We start from the raw sequence: 14,773 nt of genomic DNA on the forward strand, positions 1-14,773 counted from the left end.
GCCGTTTTTTTCGCTTAGCGCAGCATCTCCAGGTGCGCGATGCCGTCCTCGTCATAGGGCTCGCCGACTGCTTTGAAGCCGAAGCTGCCATAGAATTTTTCCAGGTGGGCCTGGGCGCCGATACGAATGCGGTGGCCGGGATGCAGCGCTTCCGCGTTGCGGATGCCTTCCGCGATCAACGCGCGCCCAGCGCCACTGCCGCGAGCAGCCTGCGCCGTCAACACGCGCCCCAGCGCCATTTCAGGATATTTGATGCCCGGCGCGATGCAGCGCAGGTAGGCGGCCAGCGTACGCTTGCCGTCAACCGTTTGCCAGCCGAGCAGGTGGTGGGCGGCCGCATCATAGCCGTCCATATCGGAGTAAAAACACTGCTGTTCGATGACGAACACCTCCTGCCGCTGCCGTAGCATTTCATACAGGTCTGCATTGGGGATGCTGTTAAAGTCCTGCCACTGCCATTCAATCATTGGTCGCCTCGCTAGGTGGGAGGCGACCATTTTATGCCAGCTTATTGATCGATGCGGATCTCGCCATTGCGCAGGGCCAGGGCCAGTTCGGCTTTCACCTGGGCGCGGGTTTTACCGCGGGTTGGGGCGGCAAAGTCCAGCGGATACAGTTCGCCGTTCAGGATTTCACCGCGCTGCAGGGCGGCGATGGTCTCAGCCTTTACTTCTGCGCGGGTTTTGGTCGACATGAAACTGGTGTCGGCCTGGTAGCCTTCGCCGCTGTTGCTATCAGGTGGCGCTGCCTGGGCGGCAGTGGAGAGGGCCAGGGCGGCGGAAGCGATGATGGTTGCAAATGCTTTCATGATATTTCTCCTCTTAGGTGGACCCGGCCGCTTGTGCTGCCGGGTCCTGGTTGGCTTATACGATGGTCAGGGTGACGTCGATGTTGCCGCGTGTCGCGTTCGAGTACGGGCAGACGATGTGGGCGGCGTTCACCAGTTTTTCTGCGGTGGCGCGGTCTACGCCTGGCAGGGAAATCTTCAATTCCACTTCAATGCCGAAGCCGGTCTCGATCGGGCCGATGCCGACGGTGGCGTTGATCGAAGCGTCAGCCGGTACGGCGATCTTGTCGCGGCCGCCAACGAACTTCAGGGCGCCGATGAAGCAGGCCGAGTAGCCGGCTGCGAACAGTTGCTCCGGATTGGTGCCGAACGCGCCATTGCCGCCCAGTTCTTTTGGAGTGGTCAGCTTGACGTCCAGTGCGTTGTCGCTGGAGCTGGATTTGCCTTCGCGGCCGCCGGTGGAGGTTGCGTTTGCGCGGTACAGGATGTTGGAGATCTTTGCCATGATGATGTTTTCCTTTTAGTGAGTAGTGAGCGATTAACTAGCGTGCTATTTGTTTCCAGTTTCCGGGGCCTTGTTTGCTGCCCATGTCCACACTATAGGTAGTGTGCGATTCAATTGCAAGCTATTTTTAAAGAATTTTTCGCTCATCCTGAACTCACTCGGTTTGAGCCAGCAGTTGCTGGATCCGCGCTTCGGTTTGCTCGTACTGGCCTTCACCGAAGTGGGTGTACACCACCTGGCCCTTCTTGTTGACAAGATAGAAAGCTGGCCAGTAGCGGTTGTTGTACGCGTTCCAGGTTGCGTAGCGGTTGTCCTGCGCAACTGGATAACGTATGTCGAACCGCTTCAACGCGGTGCGCACATTCTCGGTCTTGCGCTCGAAAGCGTACTCCGGCGTATGGACGCCGACCACGACCAAGCCCTTGTCCTTGTACTTGTCGTGCCACTGCACGACATGCGACAGGGTGTTGATACAGTTTATGCAGTCATAGGTCCAGAAATCAACCAGTATCACCTTGCCACGCAGTTGTTTCATCGTCAGCGGCTCGCTGTTGAGCCACTGGGCAATGCCGCTGAATTCGGGCGCTTCGAACGGGGCAGTTGCGGCACTGGCGCCGGCGCTTGCGCCGAACAGGGTTGCGGCGGCAGCCAGGAATTTCATGGTGTTCTTCATATTCACAGTCCTTTCAGGGTTGGGAGGTGTTGGGCGGCCCAGGAATAGGCCAGGGTGTCGTATTGCAGGTAGATCGCGATGGCGGTGACCACCACCAGCACGCCGAAGACTTGCTGCAGGCGCTGGGCGTGGCGGGCCACGGAGCGCACCCGCTGGGTGGCGTACTGGCCGCCGTAAATGATCCCGAGCATGGGCACGGCAGCGCCGATGGCGTACAGGGTGAGCAGCAGGGCCGACCAGGCCGGGTCCTGCGCTTTGACCACCAGCACCAGGATGGAAGCCAGCACCGGGCCGGCGCACGGCGTCCATACCGCGCCCAGCGATATCCCGAGCAGGAACGCGCCGCCGTTGCTGCCGTCATCTGCGCGCGGCGCGGCACTGGCATGGCGGCCCGGCAGGCGTGCGATCAGCCATTCATAAGGCGCCGGCCACAGGCGGAACAGGCCGGACAGGGCCAGCAGGGCGATGGCGGTATTGCGCAGCACCTCCTGCGCCACGTCGATGGTGGCCGACACCACGCCCAGCAGCATGGCGAAGCTGGCAAAGCTCAGGATGAAGCCGGCCACGATGAACAGCGGGCGGCGGCGGTTGCGCTGGTTGACGCCGGAGCCCAGCAGGATGGGCAGCATCGGCAGCACGCATGGCGAGGCGATGGTCAGCAGGCCGGCCAGGAAGGCCAGCGGAGTGTCGAGCGGGTTGGTCATGGTCAGCTCCGTGTTTTGGAATGACTCCATTGGACCGCCCTCAGGTATCCGGCATATTTCGCCGCACCCCCTCGTGTGCAATGTTTTGTGTACCTGCTCCGGCTGTACACACTGGGATACAAATCCCGGCCGGGCATTGGGTATCATGGCTCCATGGAAAACCAAGACCACATCCTGATCGTTGACGACGACCGCGATATCCGCGAGTTGATCGGTGCCTATTTACAGAAAAACGGCCTGCGCACTTCTCTGGCAGCCAACGGCCGCCAGATGCGCACCGTGATTGAGGACGACACGCCGGACCTGGTCGTGCTGGACCTGATGCTGCCCGGCGAAGACGGCCTGGCCCTGTGCCGCGACCTGCGCGCCGGCAAGCACAAGGCCGTCCCGGTGCTGATGCTGACCGCGCGCAACGACGAGACCGACCGCATCATCGGCCTTGAAATGGGTGCCGACGATTACCTGCCCAAGCCCTTCGCCGTGCGCGAACTGCTGGCACGTATCAACGCCGTGCTGCGCCGCACGCGCATGCTGCCGCCAAATATGCAGGTCAACGAATCGGTGCCGATGCTGGCCTTCGGCGACTGGCGCCTCGACACGGTGGCGCGCCACCTGCTGGACGCGGACGGCACGCAAGTGGCGTTGAGCGGTGCCGAATACCGCCTGCTGCGCGTCTTCCTCGACCATCCGCAGCGCGTGTTGACGCGCGACCAGCTGCTGAACCTGACCCAGGGCCGCAATGCCGACCAGTTCGACCGCTCGATCGACCTGTTGGTAAGCCGCGTACGCCAGCGCCTGCGCGACACCGCGCGCGAACCACGCTACATCAAGACCTTGCGCAGCGAAGGCTATGTCTTCTCGGCTACCGTCACGCTGGCCGCAGGGGAGCTGTGATGCGCCCGCATTGGCCACGCTCCCTGTTCGCGCGCCTTGCCCTGCTGCTGTGCCTAGGGATAGCAGTGGCGCAAGGCTTGTCGTTCTGGCTCACCATGCGCGAGCGGAACGAGGCGACCACCAACATGATGATGGGTTATATCGAACGCGAGGTCACGACTTCAGTGGCCTTGCTCGACGCCTTGCCAGCCGCGCAACGTGCGCAATGGCTGCCGCGCCTGGCGCGCCGCAGCTATGAATTCAGGCTGGAGGAATGCGATGAATCACTGCCGCACCTGGACGTGCTGGAGGCGAATGCAGTGCGCTCGTTTGAGGAAGGTGTCGGCAAGAAGTACAAGCTGACTGTGCACCAGATCCTCGGCGAGCACGAACGCTATCAGGTACACCTGCGATTAAGCGATGGCATGCCGCTGACGATCGATTTCCGTCCCATGCGCAGCGTGCCGATGTCGCCGTGGTTTGGCGCCCTGATGGTGGCGCAGCTTGCAGTGTTTGCCTTGTGCTGCTGGCTGGCGGTGCGGCTGGCGACGCGGCCGCTGGAACAGCTGGCGCTGGCCGCCGATGCGCTCGGCCCCGCCATGCAGGGTGCCCACCTGCCGGAAAGCGGGCCATCCGAAGTCGCACGTGCGGCGCGCGCCTTCAACGCCATGCAGCAGCGCATCGCCGGCTATATGGCTGAACGTATCCAGATCCTTGCCTCGATCTCGCACGACCTGCAGACCCCGATAACGCGTATGCGCTTACGTGTCGACATGATGGATGACGAGGCGCAGCAATCCAAACTGCGGCAGGACCTGCAAGCGATGGAGCAGCTGGTGAAGGAAGGCGTGGCCTATGCGCGTACCCTGCACGGTACTTCCGAAGCGGCGACGCGCATCGACCCGGACGCACTGCTCGACAGCATGGTGCATGACTACGCCGACGCCGGCCAGGACGTCACGTTGCACGGTGCGGTCGGCCAGCCGATGGAGTTGCGCCCGCAAGCATTGAGACGCGTGCTGGGCAACCTGATCGACAATGCGCTGAAGTTTGGCGGCAGCGCCGAGGTGCACGTTGCGCGGGCGGATGGCGCGCAAGCCGATCGCGGCGGCATCCTGATCCAGGTACTGGACCGGGGCCCGGGCATCCCGGCCGAATCGCTGCAAGCCGTCTTCGAGCCCTTCGTGCGGCTGGAATCCTCACGCAGCCGGGAGACCGGCGGCACCGGCCTGGGCCTGGCAATCGCCCGCCAGCTCGCAACCGCCATGGGCGGCAGTTTGACGCTGCACCAGCGCGAAGGCGGCGGCCTGGAAGCGCGGCTGGCGCTGCCCGGCTAAGCCTAGACCATTGCGCAGTCGAAGCCTTCCAGCACGTTGACGATGTTGGTGCCCAGTTCGCGCAGCGGCGTGCCGCCTTCGAGCTGGAAGGACGTGGGAATGCCAAGCCAGGCCAGGCGTTCGCCCAGGCGCAGGAAGTCGGCGGCAGTCAACCCAAAGCCGCCATGCTGTTCGCCGTGGAAGATACTGCCGCCCAGCGCCACCACCAGCGCCTCCGGCCGGTACATCGACAAGCGTACGCAAGCCGTCTCCAGCGCGGCGAACCAGGCCTGCGCATTGGCGTCCGTCGCCAGCGGGATATTGACGTTGTAGCCAAGTCCGGGACCGGCGCCGGTTTCGTCGGCATGGCCGCAGTAGAAGGGGAAGGTTGTTCGCGGCTCGGCGTGGATCGACAGGCACAGCACGTCGCCCCGCTCGTAGAAAATGCCCTGTGCGCCGTTGCCGTGCTGGTAGTCGAGGTCGAGGATGGCGACCTTGGACATGCCGTCATCCAGCAGGTGCTGGGCCGCCAGCGCCGCATTATTCAGGTAGCAGTAGCCGCCGCAAAAATCGGCGCCAGCGTGATGGCCTTGCGGCTGCGTCAGCACAAAGGTGCCGCGCTCACCGACGCGCAAAGCGTGCGCCGCATTGACCGCGCAGTCGGCACCGCCTTTCGCCGCGCTCCAGGTGCCGGGGCCGATGCCGGTGACGGTATCCATCGAATACAGGCCAAGACGGGCCAGGAAATCGTCCGGCTCGATATCGGTGCGCATGGTGCGCACCGCGAGCTGCCTGGGCGCGATCACAGGCTTGCCGATGAACTCCTTCAACGCCTGCGCTTCGCTCCACGCGTTACGCAGGAAGGCCAGGTAGCGCGGGCTGTGCGTGCGCTCCAGCGCCGTCAACGGCACGCTTTGCGGGGTAACGATTGCGCCCAGCCCGCGCCGCTCCAATTCGGCTTGTACGGCCTTGACCCGCTGGTCCGTACCGCCAAATTGTTGCGCGTGCTGTTCGTTAAAGAAGGTGAGCAAGGGTCAGGTGCACTGGTTCGGGCACAGGTTGCTGGCGCGGTAGGCCTTGACGTAATCGTCGAAGCTGCCGGTCTGGGTGCGTTCCAGTTCTTCCTGCTCCGCGATGGAGGCGCGCGCCATGTCGGTGAAGCGCGCCACATCTTCCGCGCTCGGCGGATGACTGCGGAAGTAAGCCGCATGCTTCTCGCTCTGGTGCAGGCCGAAAGCGGTGAACGACTTGCCGTTCGCGCGCAGCGCCTGCAGTACGCGTGCCGAAGGCGTGGTCTCCGGGTCGTGCAGCTTGGCGGCCTGCGCTTCCAGGGCTGCCTTGTGCTCGCGGCCGCCGTGTTCGCGGTCCAGCAGTTCCGCCACCGGCTTGAAGCGCTCCAGCAGGTCCAGGCCCCATTCCTTCAGCGTGACTTCCTCACCGTCGCGGGTCAGGGTCAATCCTGGCCGACGGCCTTCCTTCACGGTGCGTGCGAAATTGCGTGCCAGCAGTGCACCGTGTTCCGGCGTGATCAGCGGGCTTTCTTCCAGCGCGGTGAACAGCAGGAACACATCGAGGAAGCGGCCAGTCTGCACATTGATGCCGACCGGCTCGAACGGGTCCACGTCCATGCAGCGCACCTCAATGTACTGCACGCCGCGGTTGCACAGCGCCTGGATCGGGCGCTCGCCGGTATTGATCACGCGCTTGGGACGGATCGTCGAGTAATACTCGTTCTCGATCTGGATCACATTGGTCGACAGCTGGACCCACTCGCCATTGACCTTGGTGCCGACCTTGGCATACGGCTCGTATGGCTGGTTGACCGCCTTGGTCAGCGTGGCCACATAGGAATCCAAACTGTTCTCATGCGGATGCAGGCCGGATTGCGCCTCGTTCTGGTAACCCAGGTCGCTCATGCGCAGGCTGGTCGCATACGGCAGGTACAGCGTATCGCCCGACAGCTTTTCCAGCTTGTGCGGACGGCCGCGCAGGAAGCCTTCCGCCAGCGCCGGCGATGCGCCGAACAGGTACATCAAGAGCCAGCTATAGCGGCGGAAATTGCGGATCGTCGCCAGGTAGGCTTCCGACTGGTAGGCTTTCGGCGTAACGTGGGTCGCGCCCTCGTTCTCGGCCAGGATGCGCCACAGGCGCTCGTCCAGCGAATAGTTGTAGTGGATGCCGGCGATGCACTGCATCGCCTTGCCGTAGCGCAGGGCCAGGCCGCGGCGGTAGACGTGCTTCAACATGCCCAGGTTGGACTTGCCGTACCAGGCGATCTCGATGTCCTCTTCGGCCGGCAGCTCGCACGGCATGGACTGGCTCCAGATCAGCTCATTGCCCAACCTGGTGTAGCTGAAGCGGTGGATCGCATCCAGTTTTTCCAGCGTGGTCTTGATGTCATGCTCCGCCGGCGTGATGAACTCCAGCAGGGTCTCAGCGTAATCGGTGGTGATGTGCGGGTGCGTCAGGGCCGAGCCCAATGGCTGGGGATGGGGCGTACGCGCCAGGTGGCCATCCGCTTGTACACGCAAGGTTTCCCGCTCAATGCCGCGCAGGCCGCCGCCCAGCACCGCGCGGTGCTTATCGTCGGCCAACAAGGCCAGGCGGCGCGTCAATAGATTGGACAATTTGCTTCCTTTCCGATGCAGCAAATCAAATTGGTGCGAGATTAACCGAAAACCGAAAAGCGCGTACGATGGCCGCCAAAAACGGCCCGGAAGCCGCATGTTGCCGTATTTTACCCGGGCCGGCGGCCGCCGCTGACCCGTTCGATGCCCGCCAAATCTTGCCAGCTTTGCACATCAGTGTAACCGGATGACAACAGCAGCGCGCGCACGGCGACCGACTGGTCGTAGCCATGTTCCATCAGCAGCCAGCTACCGGGCGCCAGTTTGGCCGGGGCGCCGGCAATGATGGTGCGCAGGGCGCTCAGGCCATCCGCAAAATCGGTCAGCGCGCCGCTGGGTTCGAAACGCAGGTCGCCTTCGGCGAGGTGGCGGTCGCCATCCGCGATATAGGGAGGGTTGGAAACGATCAGGTCGAACTGCTCGCCTTCCACGGCAGCGTACCAGTCGCTGTGCAGGAAGCGTACTGCGGCGTTGTTGCGCTGCGCATTGCGCGCGGCCACGGCCAATGCTTGCCGGCTCACGTCCAGCGCCGTCACGCCGGCATCCGGCCTGCTATGGGCGATGGCCACGGCGATGGCGCCGCTGCCGGTGCCCATGTCCAGCACCTTGCCGCGCGGCGGCAAGCGTACCAGCGCCAGTTCCACCAGCAGTTCCGTATCGGGACGCGGGATCAATACCGCCGGGGTAGTTTCAAAATCGAGGCCGAAAAATTCGCGCTGTCCGACGATGTAGGCCACCGGCTCGCCATCATGGCGCCGCTGCAGCAGGGCCGACACGCGCGCCGCCTCGTCGGCGCTCAGCACGCGCTCGGACTGGGTAATCAGCGCCGTGCGGGTGATGCCCAGCGCATGGCAAACCAGGATGCGCTGGTCGACCGGATCGAGCAGAGGCTTGCGCTGCAAGGCGCCAAGCGTGATGCCGGCCATGACCTGGTCTTTCATGCGCGCTTACGCAGCAGCAGCCACGCGCTGACGATGGCCAGGATGCCGAACCAGATGCAGGACCACATCGGGATCACCAGGCCAAAGAATTTTTCATTCGCGTCCTGGCACAGGCCTTCCGCGTAGAACAGCCACGGCAGGTATTCCGAGGTCGGGATCTTGTTCAGCATCGTTTCCATTGGATCGATGCCGCAGGACAGGCCAGGGTGGGCCAGGATCCACAACTGCTTGATTGCCACGCCCATGCCGCCCAGCGCAGCAAGCAAGCCAACGCCAGCCGCAATCTTTGGCTTGGTCGTAAAGGCACCGATCAAAGCCGCGAAGCCGATCGCGATGAACAGGTAGCGCTGTATCACGCACAGCGGGCAAGGCATCAGGTACAGGACGTGCTGCAGATACACCGCCGCGCCGATCATGCCAAAGCTCACAAAGGCGATCGCCAGCAGTACATTACGGTTGCTCATCGTCATCAAGTTATCAAGGTTAAAGTCCGGCCAATTCTCGCACAAAGCGCTGAAGGCTTCCTTAAACTAAGTCGGGGTCAGCTCCGGCTTCTCGAGGAGCTTCATGTCCGATTGCCGGAGCTGACCCCGACTTTCATCTTAGTCGCCCAAAGCGGCGAGCTGTTCGGCCTGGTGCTCGGTGTTCAGGGCGGTGGTCAGTTCGCTCAGGTCGCCGTCCATGATCATGTCGAGCTTGTACAGCGTGAGGTTGATGCGGTGGTCGGTCATGCGGCCTTGCGGAAAGTTGTAAGTGCGGATGCGCTCGCTGCGGTCGCCGGAGCCGATCAGGCTCTTGCGGGTGGCCGCTTCTTTCGACTGCTGCTCGCGCAGTTGCACGTCCTTGATGCGCGCCGCCAGCACCTTCATCGCCGAAGCCTTGTTCTTGTGCTGCGAGCGGTCGTCCTGGCACTCCACCACGATGCCCGACGGGAGGTGGGTGATGCGCACCGCCGAATCGGTCTTGTTGATGTGCTGCCCGCCGGCGCCGGATGCGCGATAAGTGTCGATGCGCAGGTCGGCCGGGTTGATATGCACGTCTTCCACTTCGTCTGCCTCCGGCATCACCGCCACCGTGCAGGCGGAGGTGTGGATGCGGCCCTGGGTTTCCGTTGCCGGCACCCGCTGCACGCGGTGGCCGCCCGATTCGAACTTCAGCTTGGAGTAGGCGCCATTGCCGATAATGCGCGCGATCACCTCGCGGTAGCCGCCCAGATCGCTCTCGGATGCCGACACGATCTCCACCTGCCAGCGCGAACGTTCGGCAAAGCGTGTGTACATGCGCAGCAGGTCGCCCGCAAACAGCGCCGATTCGTCTCCACCCGTGCCGGCGCGAATCTCGAGGAAGATATTGCGCTCGTCGTTTTCATCCTTCGGCAGCAGCATCTTCTGCAGGTCCAGCTCGAGCCCGCCCAGGCGGGCCTTGCCGGCTTCGATTTCTTCCTGCGCGAATTCCTTCATGTCCGGATCCGACAGCATGGCTTGCGCATCCTCGATATCGCCCAGCACTTGCAGGTAATCCTTGTACAGCGCCACCAGCGGCTGCAGCTCGCTGTGCTCGCGCGTCATCTTGCGGTAGCTGTCCATATTCGACGTCGCACCTTCGGACATCAGCAGTTCGTCCAGTTCGACAAGGCGGTTTGCCAGTTGGTCCAGCTTGGCCAGCATTGATGGTTTCATACGTTCCTGAATTCGATGGGGTAACACGGGTAGCCGCGGTGAGCGGCAGCAGGGAGTGGGGCGCCGCTAACGGCGGCCGCGGAACAGTTGTGGCAGCAGTTCGGCCAGCTGGGCGCGTTCGTCGCCCTGGGCGCGGTGCAGCGCTTGCTGCGGTCCGTGCATGAACTTTGCGGTCAGGCCTTTGGAGAGCGCCTCCAGCACTGCATCGACCGATTCACCTTTGGCCAGCAGCTTGCGTGCGCGTTCCAGTTCCAGCAGGCGAATCACTTCGCTGTTTTCCTGCAGGCCCTGGATCACCGGCACCACGGCGCGGTCATCGATCCAGTGCATGAAAGACTGCACGCGGGTTTCGATAATCGCTTCCGCCTGTGCCACCGCGGCCTGGCGATTTTCCATGCCGGTCTGCACCACCTTGCCCAGGTCGTCCACGGTGTACAGGAAGACGTCGTTCAGGCGGCCCACTTCCGGCTCGATATCGCGCGGCACAGCCAGGTCGACCATGAAAATAGGCTTGTGGCGGCGCGCCTTGATGGCGCGCTCCACCATGCCCAGCCCGATCAGCGGCAGCGACGAAGCGGTGCAGGAAATGACGATATCGTATTGCTGCAGCTGGCTGCCAAGTTCGGCCAGGCGCATGGCCTTGCCATTGAAGCGGTGCGCCAGCGCCTCGCCGCGTTCCATGGTGCGGTTGGCTACCGTAATCGATTTCGGATTCTGCGCCGCGAAGTGCGTGGCGCACAGCTCGATCATTTCACCGGCGCCGATGAACAGCACGTTCTGCTCGGAGATCTTGTCGAAAATGCGTTGCGACAGGCGCACCGCCGCAGCGGCCATCGACACGCTGTGCGCGCCGATTTCTGTGGTGCTGCGCACTTCCTTGGCAACCGAGAAGCTGCGCTGGAACAGCTGGTGCAGGTAGGTGCCCAAGCCGCCAGCTTCGTCGGCGGTGCGGATGGCGTCCTTGATCTGGCCCAGGATCTGGGTCTCGCCCAGCACCATTGAATCCAGGCCGGAAGCGACGCGGAAGGTATGGCGCACGGCATCGTGCTGCGGCAGCATGTACAGGTGCGGGCGCAGCTCGGAATAATTCAGTTTGTGGAAATCGGCCAGGAATTGCGCGCCGGCGTCGAGCGGGTTGGCAGCATTGCTGGCCGCATAGAGCTCGGTGCGATTGCAGGTGGACAGGATGGCCGCTTCGTCGCCGCCTTTCGAATCCGCGCAGGCAAACCAGTTGCGCGCCGCAGCAACCGCGGTACCGAGCTGCTCAGGCGCGAACGCCAGCCGTTCGCGCAGGGCGACGGGTGCAGTGGTGTGGTTGAGGCCGACGGCGAGAAGTTGCATCTTGGTCCAGACGGAAGATTCCAGACGCCATTATACCTTGCGCCGGTTTCCCTCTCAGGAACCGAGCTTTTCCAGCCGGTAGCCGTAGCTGTAGACCGGCACCAGGCGGAAGCCGTTTTCCGGCTTCAGTTGCAATTTATTGCGGACGCGCGAAACGTGGGTATCCATGGTGCGCGACGGCACCTCGGTTTCGCGGATCCAGACCGCTTCGTGGATGTAGGCGCGCGATAATGGGCGGCCAATGTTGCGGAAAAACAGCAGCGCCAGGTAGAACTCTTTGTGGGTGACGTCCAGCACTTGCCCGTCCATCAACAAGCGTCCGGGGCGGGTTTCGAAGACGTATTGTCCGAACTGCAACTGCTCGGCGCCGTTCTGGCTCGGGTAGGCCAGGCGCAACTGGGCTTGCACGCGCGCCACCAATTCGGCGCGGCGCAGCGGTTTGACCAGGAAGTCTTCGGCGCCCACCGACAGGCCGGCCACGATATCGTCTTCGCCGGAACTGGTGGTCAGGAACATCACGGGGCCGGTTTCAGGCAGCTTTTCGCGGGCCTTGCGAATTACCTCGGCAGGATCCATATCGGTAACCTGCCAGTCGAGGATCAGCATGTCGACGCTGTCCTTGCGCATATTGGCCAGCAAGTCCTTGGCCGTCTGGTAACCATGGCAGGCATGACCAGCGGAAGTCAGGACCTGGCAGATCAGGTCCGCCTGGCTTCGGTCAGCATCAAGGACAACGATTCTCATGGTTCTTTACAGCAAAATGTTAAGAAGCAGTCACACGAATATAACAGAGATTTACAAGAAATAGTTACCAATTTGATCAAAGATTGCCGTATGGTACTACTCTGCCGGGTCCCGTGCGAGGCTGCGCCTCCATCACACGGTACACTGCTTGGGCGGCTAGCACAATGGAGCAGGTCTTATTTTGCAAGTCGATTGGGGAGCAAAAACATGAAAAATGACTGGACTGTGCTGCCCTCCACCGAGGCAGATATCGATGCAGTACGTGAGCGCTGCCGGCGCCTGGTGCGGCGTCGCGCCGCAGTTTCAGCCGGGGTGGCGGCGGTGCCGATCCCCGGGATCGACGTGGTGTCGGACCTGCGCCTGTTCACCCAGTTGATCGATGATGTGAACCACGAATTCGGCCTGTCGCCGGACCAGATCGACCGCATGCAGCCCAAGTTGAAGCTCATTGCGTACGAGGCGGTCATCAGCTTGGGCGGGATGCTGGTAGGGAAAGTCGTCACGCGCGAACTGGTCGGGGCGGTGCTGAAGCGCAGCGCGGGCAAGATTGCAGTCAAACAGGCGGGCAAACTGGTGCCTATTGCTGGTCAAATTGCTTCAGCTACTATTGGTTTCTTCGCCTTCCGGCAGATTGGCTACCAGCACGTGGAAGCCTGCGCCAAGGTGGCAAGGCAGGTCATTGCGGCTCACGCCAAGGCGTAAGCCACAAGGAAGCGTTCAGGCGTCCGGCAGGACCACGTTCACATCAAGAACTTCCAGGTTGCCCTGGCGATCCAGCGAGATCTTGATATCGTCGGCCGACACCTTGGTGTACTTCGAAATCACGTCGACCAGCTCTTTGTGCAGCGCCGGCATGAAGTCCGGACCGGCGCGGCCGTTGCGCTCGCGAGCGATGATGATCTGCAAGCGCTCCTTCGCCGCACTGGCCGTTTTCGGCTTGTTCTGGAACAGGAAAGAAAGCAGGGCCATTATTTAGCTCCAAAGATACGCTTCAGGAAACCAGGCTTTTCATAGTCGGTAAACTTCAGCTCAACTTCTTCGCCCAGGAAGCGCGCCACCACGTCGGTGTAGGCTTCGGCCACATCGGTTCCCTTGAAGTGGATTGCCGGGTTACCCTGGTTGGAAGCATGCAGTACCTGCTCCGACTCAGGGATGATGCCGATCAAAGGAATGCGCAGGATTTCTTGCACGTCTTCAAATGACAGCATCTCGCCCGCTTCTACGCGCTTCGGCGAGTAACGGGTGATCAACAGGTGTTCCTTGACTGGTTCGCCGCCGGACAGTGCGCGGCGCGACTTGGCCTGGATGATGCCCAGGATGCGGTCGGAGTCACGCACCGACGACACTTCCGGGTTGGTCACGATCAGGGCTTCGTCGGCGAAGGTCAGCGCCATCAGGGCGCCGTGTTCGATACCGGCGGGCGAGTCGCAGATGATGTACTCGAAGTCCATCTTGATCAGCTCAGCCAGCACGCCTTCCACGCCGTCTTCCGTCAGGGCATCCTTGTCGCGGGTCTGGGACGCCGGCAGGATGTACAGGTTCTCGCAGTGCTTGTCCTTGATCAGGGCCTGGTTCAGGGTCGCTTCTTTATGCACCACGTTGATCAGGTCATACACAACGCGTCGTTCGCAACCCATGATCAGGTCCAGGTTGCGCAGGCCGACGTCAAAATCGATGACGACGGTTTTGTGGCCGCGCATGGCGAGGCCGGTGGAGAAGCTGGCGCTGGAAGTCGTTTTGCCGACACCGCCCTTGCCGGACGTAACTACAATAATTCGTGCCACAAAGAATCCTTTACTGAACTGTTATTTTGCGGAATTGACAGATTGTATATCCAGACTTTCGCCGTTTAGTCGGATTTGTACCGGCTTGCGTGCGTTTTCGGTCGGGAAACCATCTTCAAAAGTACGATAAACACCTGCGATCGAGACCAGCTCAGGGCTCATCGACATAGCGAAAATACGGGCCGAAGCGTCGCCGGAGGCGCCTGCCAGGGCACGGCCGTTCAAAGTGTTGTAAACGTGAATACTGCCATCCGCGATGATCTCGGCGCCGTTGTTGACGACGGCCATCACGATCAGGTCGCCGCCGCGCGCATAGATGCGCTGGCCGGCCCGGACCGGGGTGTCGATGATCATGGTACCGCTGAAAGCTGGTGCCGCCGGCGCCGCCGTTTTGGCAGGACCCGGGACCGGCACAGGGGCCGGAGCTGGCGCTGGTTTCGGGGCAGGGGGCGGCGTTTCTTCGCGCTTGCCGCTGTCCAGTTGCAGGCCGTGTTGCTGGATTTCTTCCACCATGTCCGGCTTGGCGTTGCGCACAGCCACCGGATTCAGGCGGTATTTTTTCAGGAGGGCGATGGTTGCCGCCCAGTCAATGCGTTCGCAGCCCGGCGCCAGGTCACCGATGTCGATGACGGCCAGGTCCCCTTCGAAGAAATCGGAAACGCCGCCGGTCATCTCATGCATGGCGGCGTCGAGGGCGACGAGATCGCTCGTGTACATGATGGCGGACACGGCGACAACGGTGGAAATCTTGATTTCGATAGGCTTCTGGAACGTACTCTTAGGCATGACAATCGCAAAG

General features: G+C 62.2%; 18 protein-coding genes. 3 read left to right on the forward strand and 15 right to left on the reverse strand.

Translation table 11 applies throughout. The annotated features are described in order from the left end of the window. Window positions 1-14: 14 nt before the first annotated feature. From ASE26_RS16965 to ASE26_RS16985, 5 genes are all read right to left on the reverse strand, one after another. Entirely contained in the window at window positions 15-467 is a 453-nt protein-coding gene (locus ASE26_RS16965; RefSeq protein WP_055927134.1) for a GNAT family N-acetyltransferase, read from the reverse strand. A 41-nt stretch (window positions 468-508) separates the two neighbouring features. Continuing rightward, window positions 509-808, reverse strand: a complete 300-nt coding sequence (locus ASE26_RS16970; RefSeq protein WP_055927132.1) for a DUF4148 domain-containing protein — start codon at window positions 806-808, stop codon at window positions 509-511. A 55-nt stretch (window positions 809-863) separates the two neighbouring features. Continuing rightward, complete coding sequence (locus tag ASE26_RS16975; RefSeq protein WP_055927128.1) at window positions 864-1,292, reverse strand: organic hydroperoxide resistance protein; 429 nt, start codon at window positions 1,290-1,292, stop codon at window positions 864-866. Window positions 1,293-1,446: 154 nt separating this feature from the next. Beyond that, the gene (locus ASE26_RS16980; RefSeq protein WP_055927125.1) at window positions 1,447-1,965 is read right to left on the reverse strand and encodes a thioredoxin family protein; all 519 of its coding nucleotides are present in this window, start codon (window positions 1,963-1,965) and stop codon (window positions 1,447-1,449) included. A gap of 2 nt (window positions 1,966-1,967) precedes the next feature. Beyond that, window positions 1,968-2,669, reverse strand: a complete 702-nt coding sequence (locus tag ASE26_RS16985) for a cytochrome c biogenesis CcdA family protein (RefSeq protein WP_055927380.1) — start codon at window positions 2,667-2,669, stop codon at window positions 1,968-1,970. 153 nt (window positions 2,670-2,822) lie between these two features. On the opposite strand from ASE26_RS16985, the gene ASE26_RS16990 reads away from it, so the two are divergent. Both ASE26_RS16990 and ASE26_RS16995 read left to right on the forward strand, forming a co-directional pair. Further along, entirely contained in the window at window positions 2,823-3,563 is a 741-nt protein-coding gene (locus tag ASE26_RS16990; protein ID WP_055927123.1) for a response regulator, read from the forward strand. Continuing rightward, window positions 3,563-4,879: an ATP-binding protein gene (locus tag ASE26_RS16995; protein WP_055927120.1), complete on the forward strand. Its 1,317-nt coding sequence runs from the start codon at window positions 3,563-3,565 to the stop codon at window positions 4,877-4,879. Before ASE26_RS16990 ends, ASE26_RS16995 begins: the two co-directional genes overlap by 1 nt. Before the next feature lie 2 nt (window positions 4,880-4,881). Here ASE26_RS16995 and ASE26_RS17000 read toward each other — a convergent pair whose 3' ends face one another. From ASE26_RS17000 to ASE26_RS17030, 7 genes are all read right to left on the reverse strand, one after another. Further along, window positions 4,882-5,889 carry a histone deacetylase family protein gene (locus ASE26_RS17000; RefSeq protein WP_055927117.1) on the reverse strand — a complete coding sequence of 336 codons (1,008 nt, stop codon included), beginning with the start codon at window positions 5,887-5,889 and terminating at the stop codon, window positions 4,882-4,884. Between the two features lie 3 nt (window positions 5,890-5,892). Next, window positions 5,893-7,485, reverse strand: coding sequence for a glutamate--cysteine ligase (gene gshA, locus ASE26_RS17005; protein ID WP_055927113.1), 1,593 nt, complete (start codon window positions 7,483-7,485; stop codon window positions 5,893-5,895). A gap of 110 nt (window positions 7,486-7,595) precedes the next feature. Continuing rightward, window positions 7,596-8,426, reverse strand: a complete 831-nt coding sequence (gene prmC, locus ASE26_RS17010) for a peptide chain release factor N(5)-glutamine methyltransferase (RefSeq protein ID WP_055927110.1) — start codon at window positions 8,424-8,426, stop codon at window positions 7,596-7,598. Further along, a complete protein-coding gene (locus ASE26_RS17015) occupies window positions 8,423-8,896 on the reverse strand; it encodes a disulfide bond formation protein B (protein WP_082507175.1) in 474 nt (157 codons plus the stop codon). Before ASE26_RS17015 ends, prmC begins: the two co-directional genes overlap by 4 nt. Window positions 8,897-9,028: 132 nt before the next feature. Beyond that, complete coding sequence (gene prfA, locus ASE26_RS17020) at window positions 9,029-10,105, reverse strand: peptide chain release factor 1 (RefSeq protein ID WP_055927107.1); 1,077 nt, start codon at window positions 10,103-10,105, stop codon at window positions 9,029-9,031. Between the two features lie 66 nt (window positions 10,106-10,171). Next, on the reverse strand, window positions 10,172-11,446 hold the full coding sequence (gene hemA, locus ASE26_RS17025) for a glutamyl-tRNA reductase (protein WP_055927104.1): 1,275 nt from the start codon (window positions 11,444-11,446) through the stop codon (window positions 10,172-10,174). A gap of 54 nt (window positions 11,447-11,500) precedes the next feature. After that, a complete protein-coding gene (locus ASE26_RS17030) occupies window positions 11,501-12,190 on the reverse strand; it encodes a response regulator transcription factor (RefSeq protein ID WP_055927100.1) in 690 nt (229 codons plus the stop codon). Between the two features lie 207 nt (window positions 12,191-12,397). On the opposite strand from ASE26_RS17030, the gene ASE26_RS17035 reads away from it, so the two are divergent. Beyond that, window positions 12,398-12,892 (forward strand): hypothetical protein, encoded by a 495-nt coding sequence (locus tag ASE26_RS17035; RefSeq protein WP_055927097.1) that lies wholly within the window; start codon window positions 12,398-12,400, stop codon window positions 12,890-12,892. Between the two features lie 15 nt (window positions 12,893-12,907). Here the strand turns inward: ASE26_RS17035 and minE are convergent, their stop codons facing one another. From minE to minC, 3 genes are read right to left on the reverse strand one after another with little or no spacing between them, the layout of a single operon-like run. Further along, window positions 12,908-13,159 (reverse strand): cell division topological specificity factor MinE, encoded by a 252-nt coding sequence (gene minE, locus ASE26_RS17040; protein WP_055927094.1) that lies wholly within the window; start codon window positions 13,157-13,159, stop codon window positions 12,908-12,910. Beyond that, window positions 13,159-13,974 carry a septum site-determining protein MinD gene (gene minD / locus ASE26_RS17045; RefSeq protein WP_055927089.1) on the reverse strand — a complete coding sequence of 272 codons (816 nt, stop codon included), beginning with the start codon at window positions 13,972-13,974 and terminating at the stop codon, window positions 13,159-13,161. The genes minE and minD overlap by 1 nt, the downstream gene beginning before the upstream one ends. Before the next feature lie 21 nt (window positions 13,975-13,995). Next, window positions 13,996-14,760, reverse strand: a complete 765-nt coding sequence (gene minC, locus ASE26_RS17050) for a septum site-determining protein MinC (protein ID WP_055927086.1) — start codon at window positions 14,758-14,760, stop codon at window positions 13,996-13,998. Window positions 14,761-14,773: the final 13 nt, after the last annotated feature.

The organism is Duganella sp. Root198D2 (assembly GCF_001428585.1).
Taxonomy (GTDB): Bacteria; Pseudomonadota; Gammaproteobacteria; order Burkholderiales; family Burkholderiaceae_D; genus Rugamonas.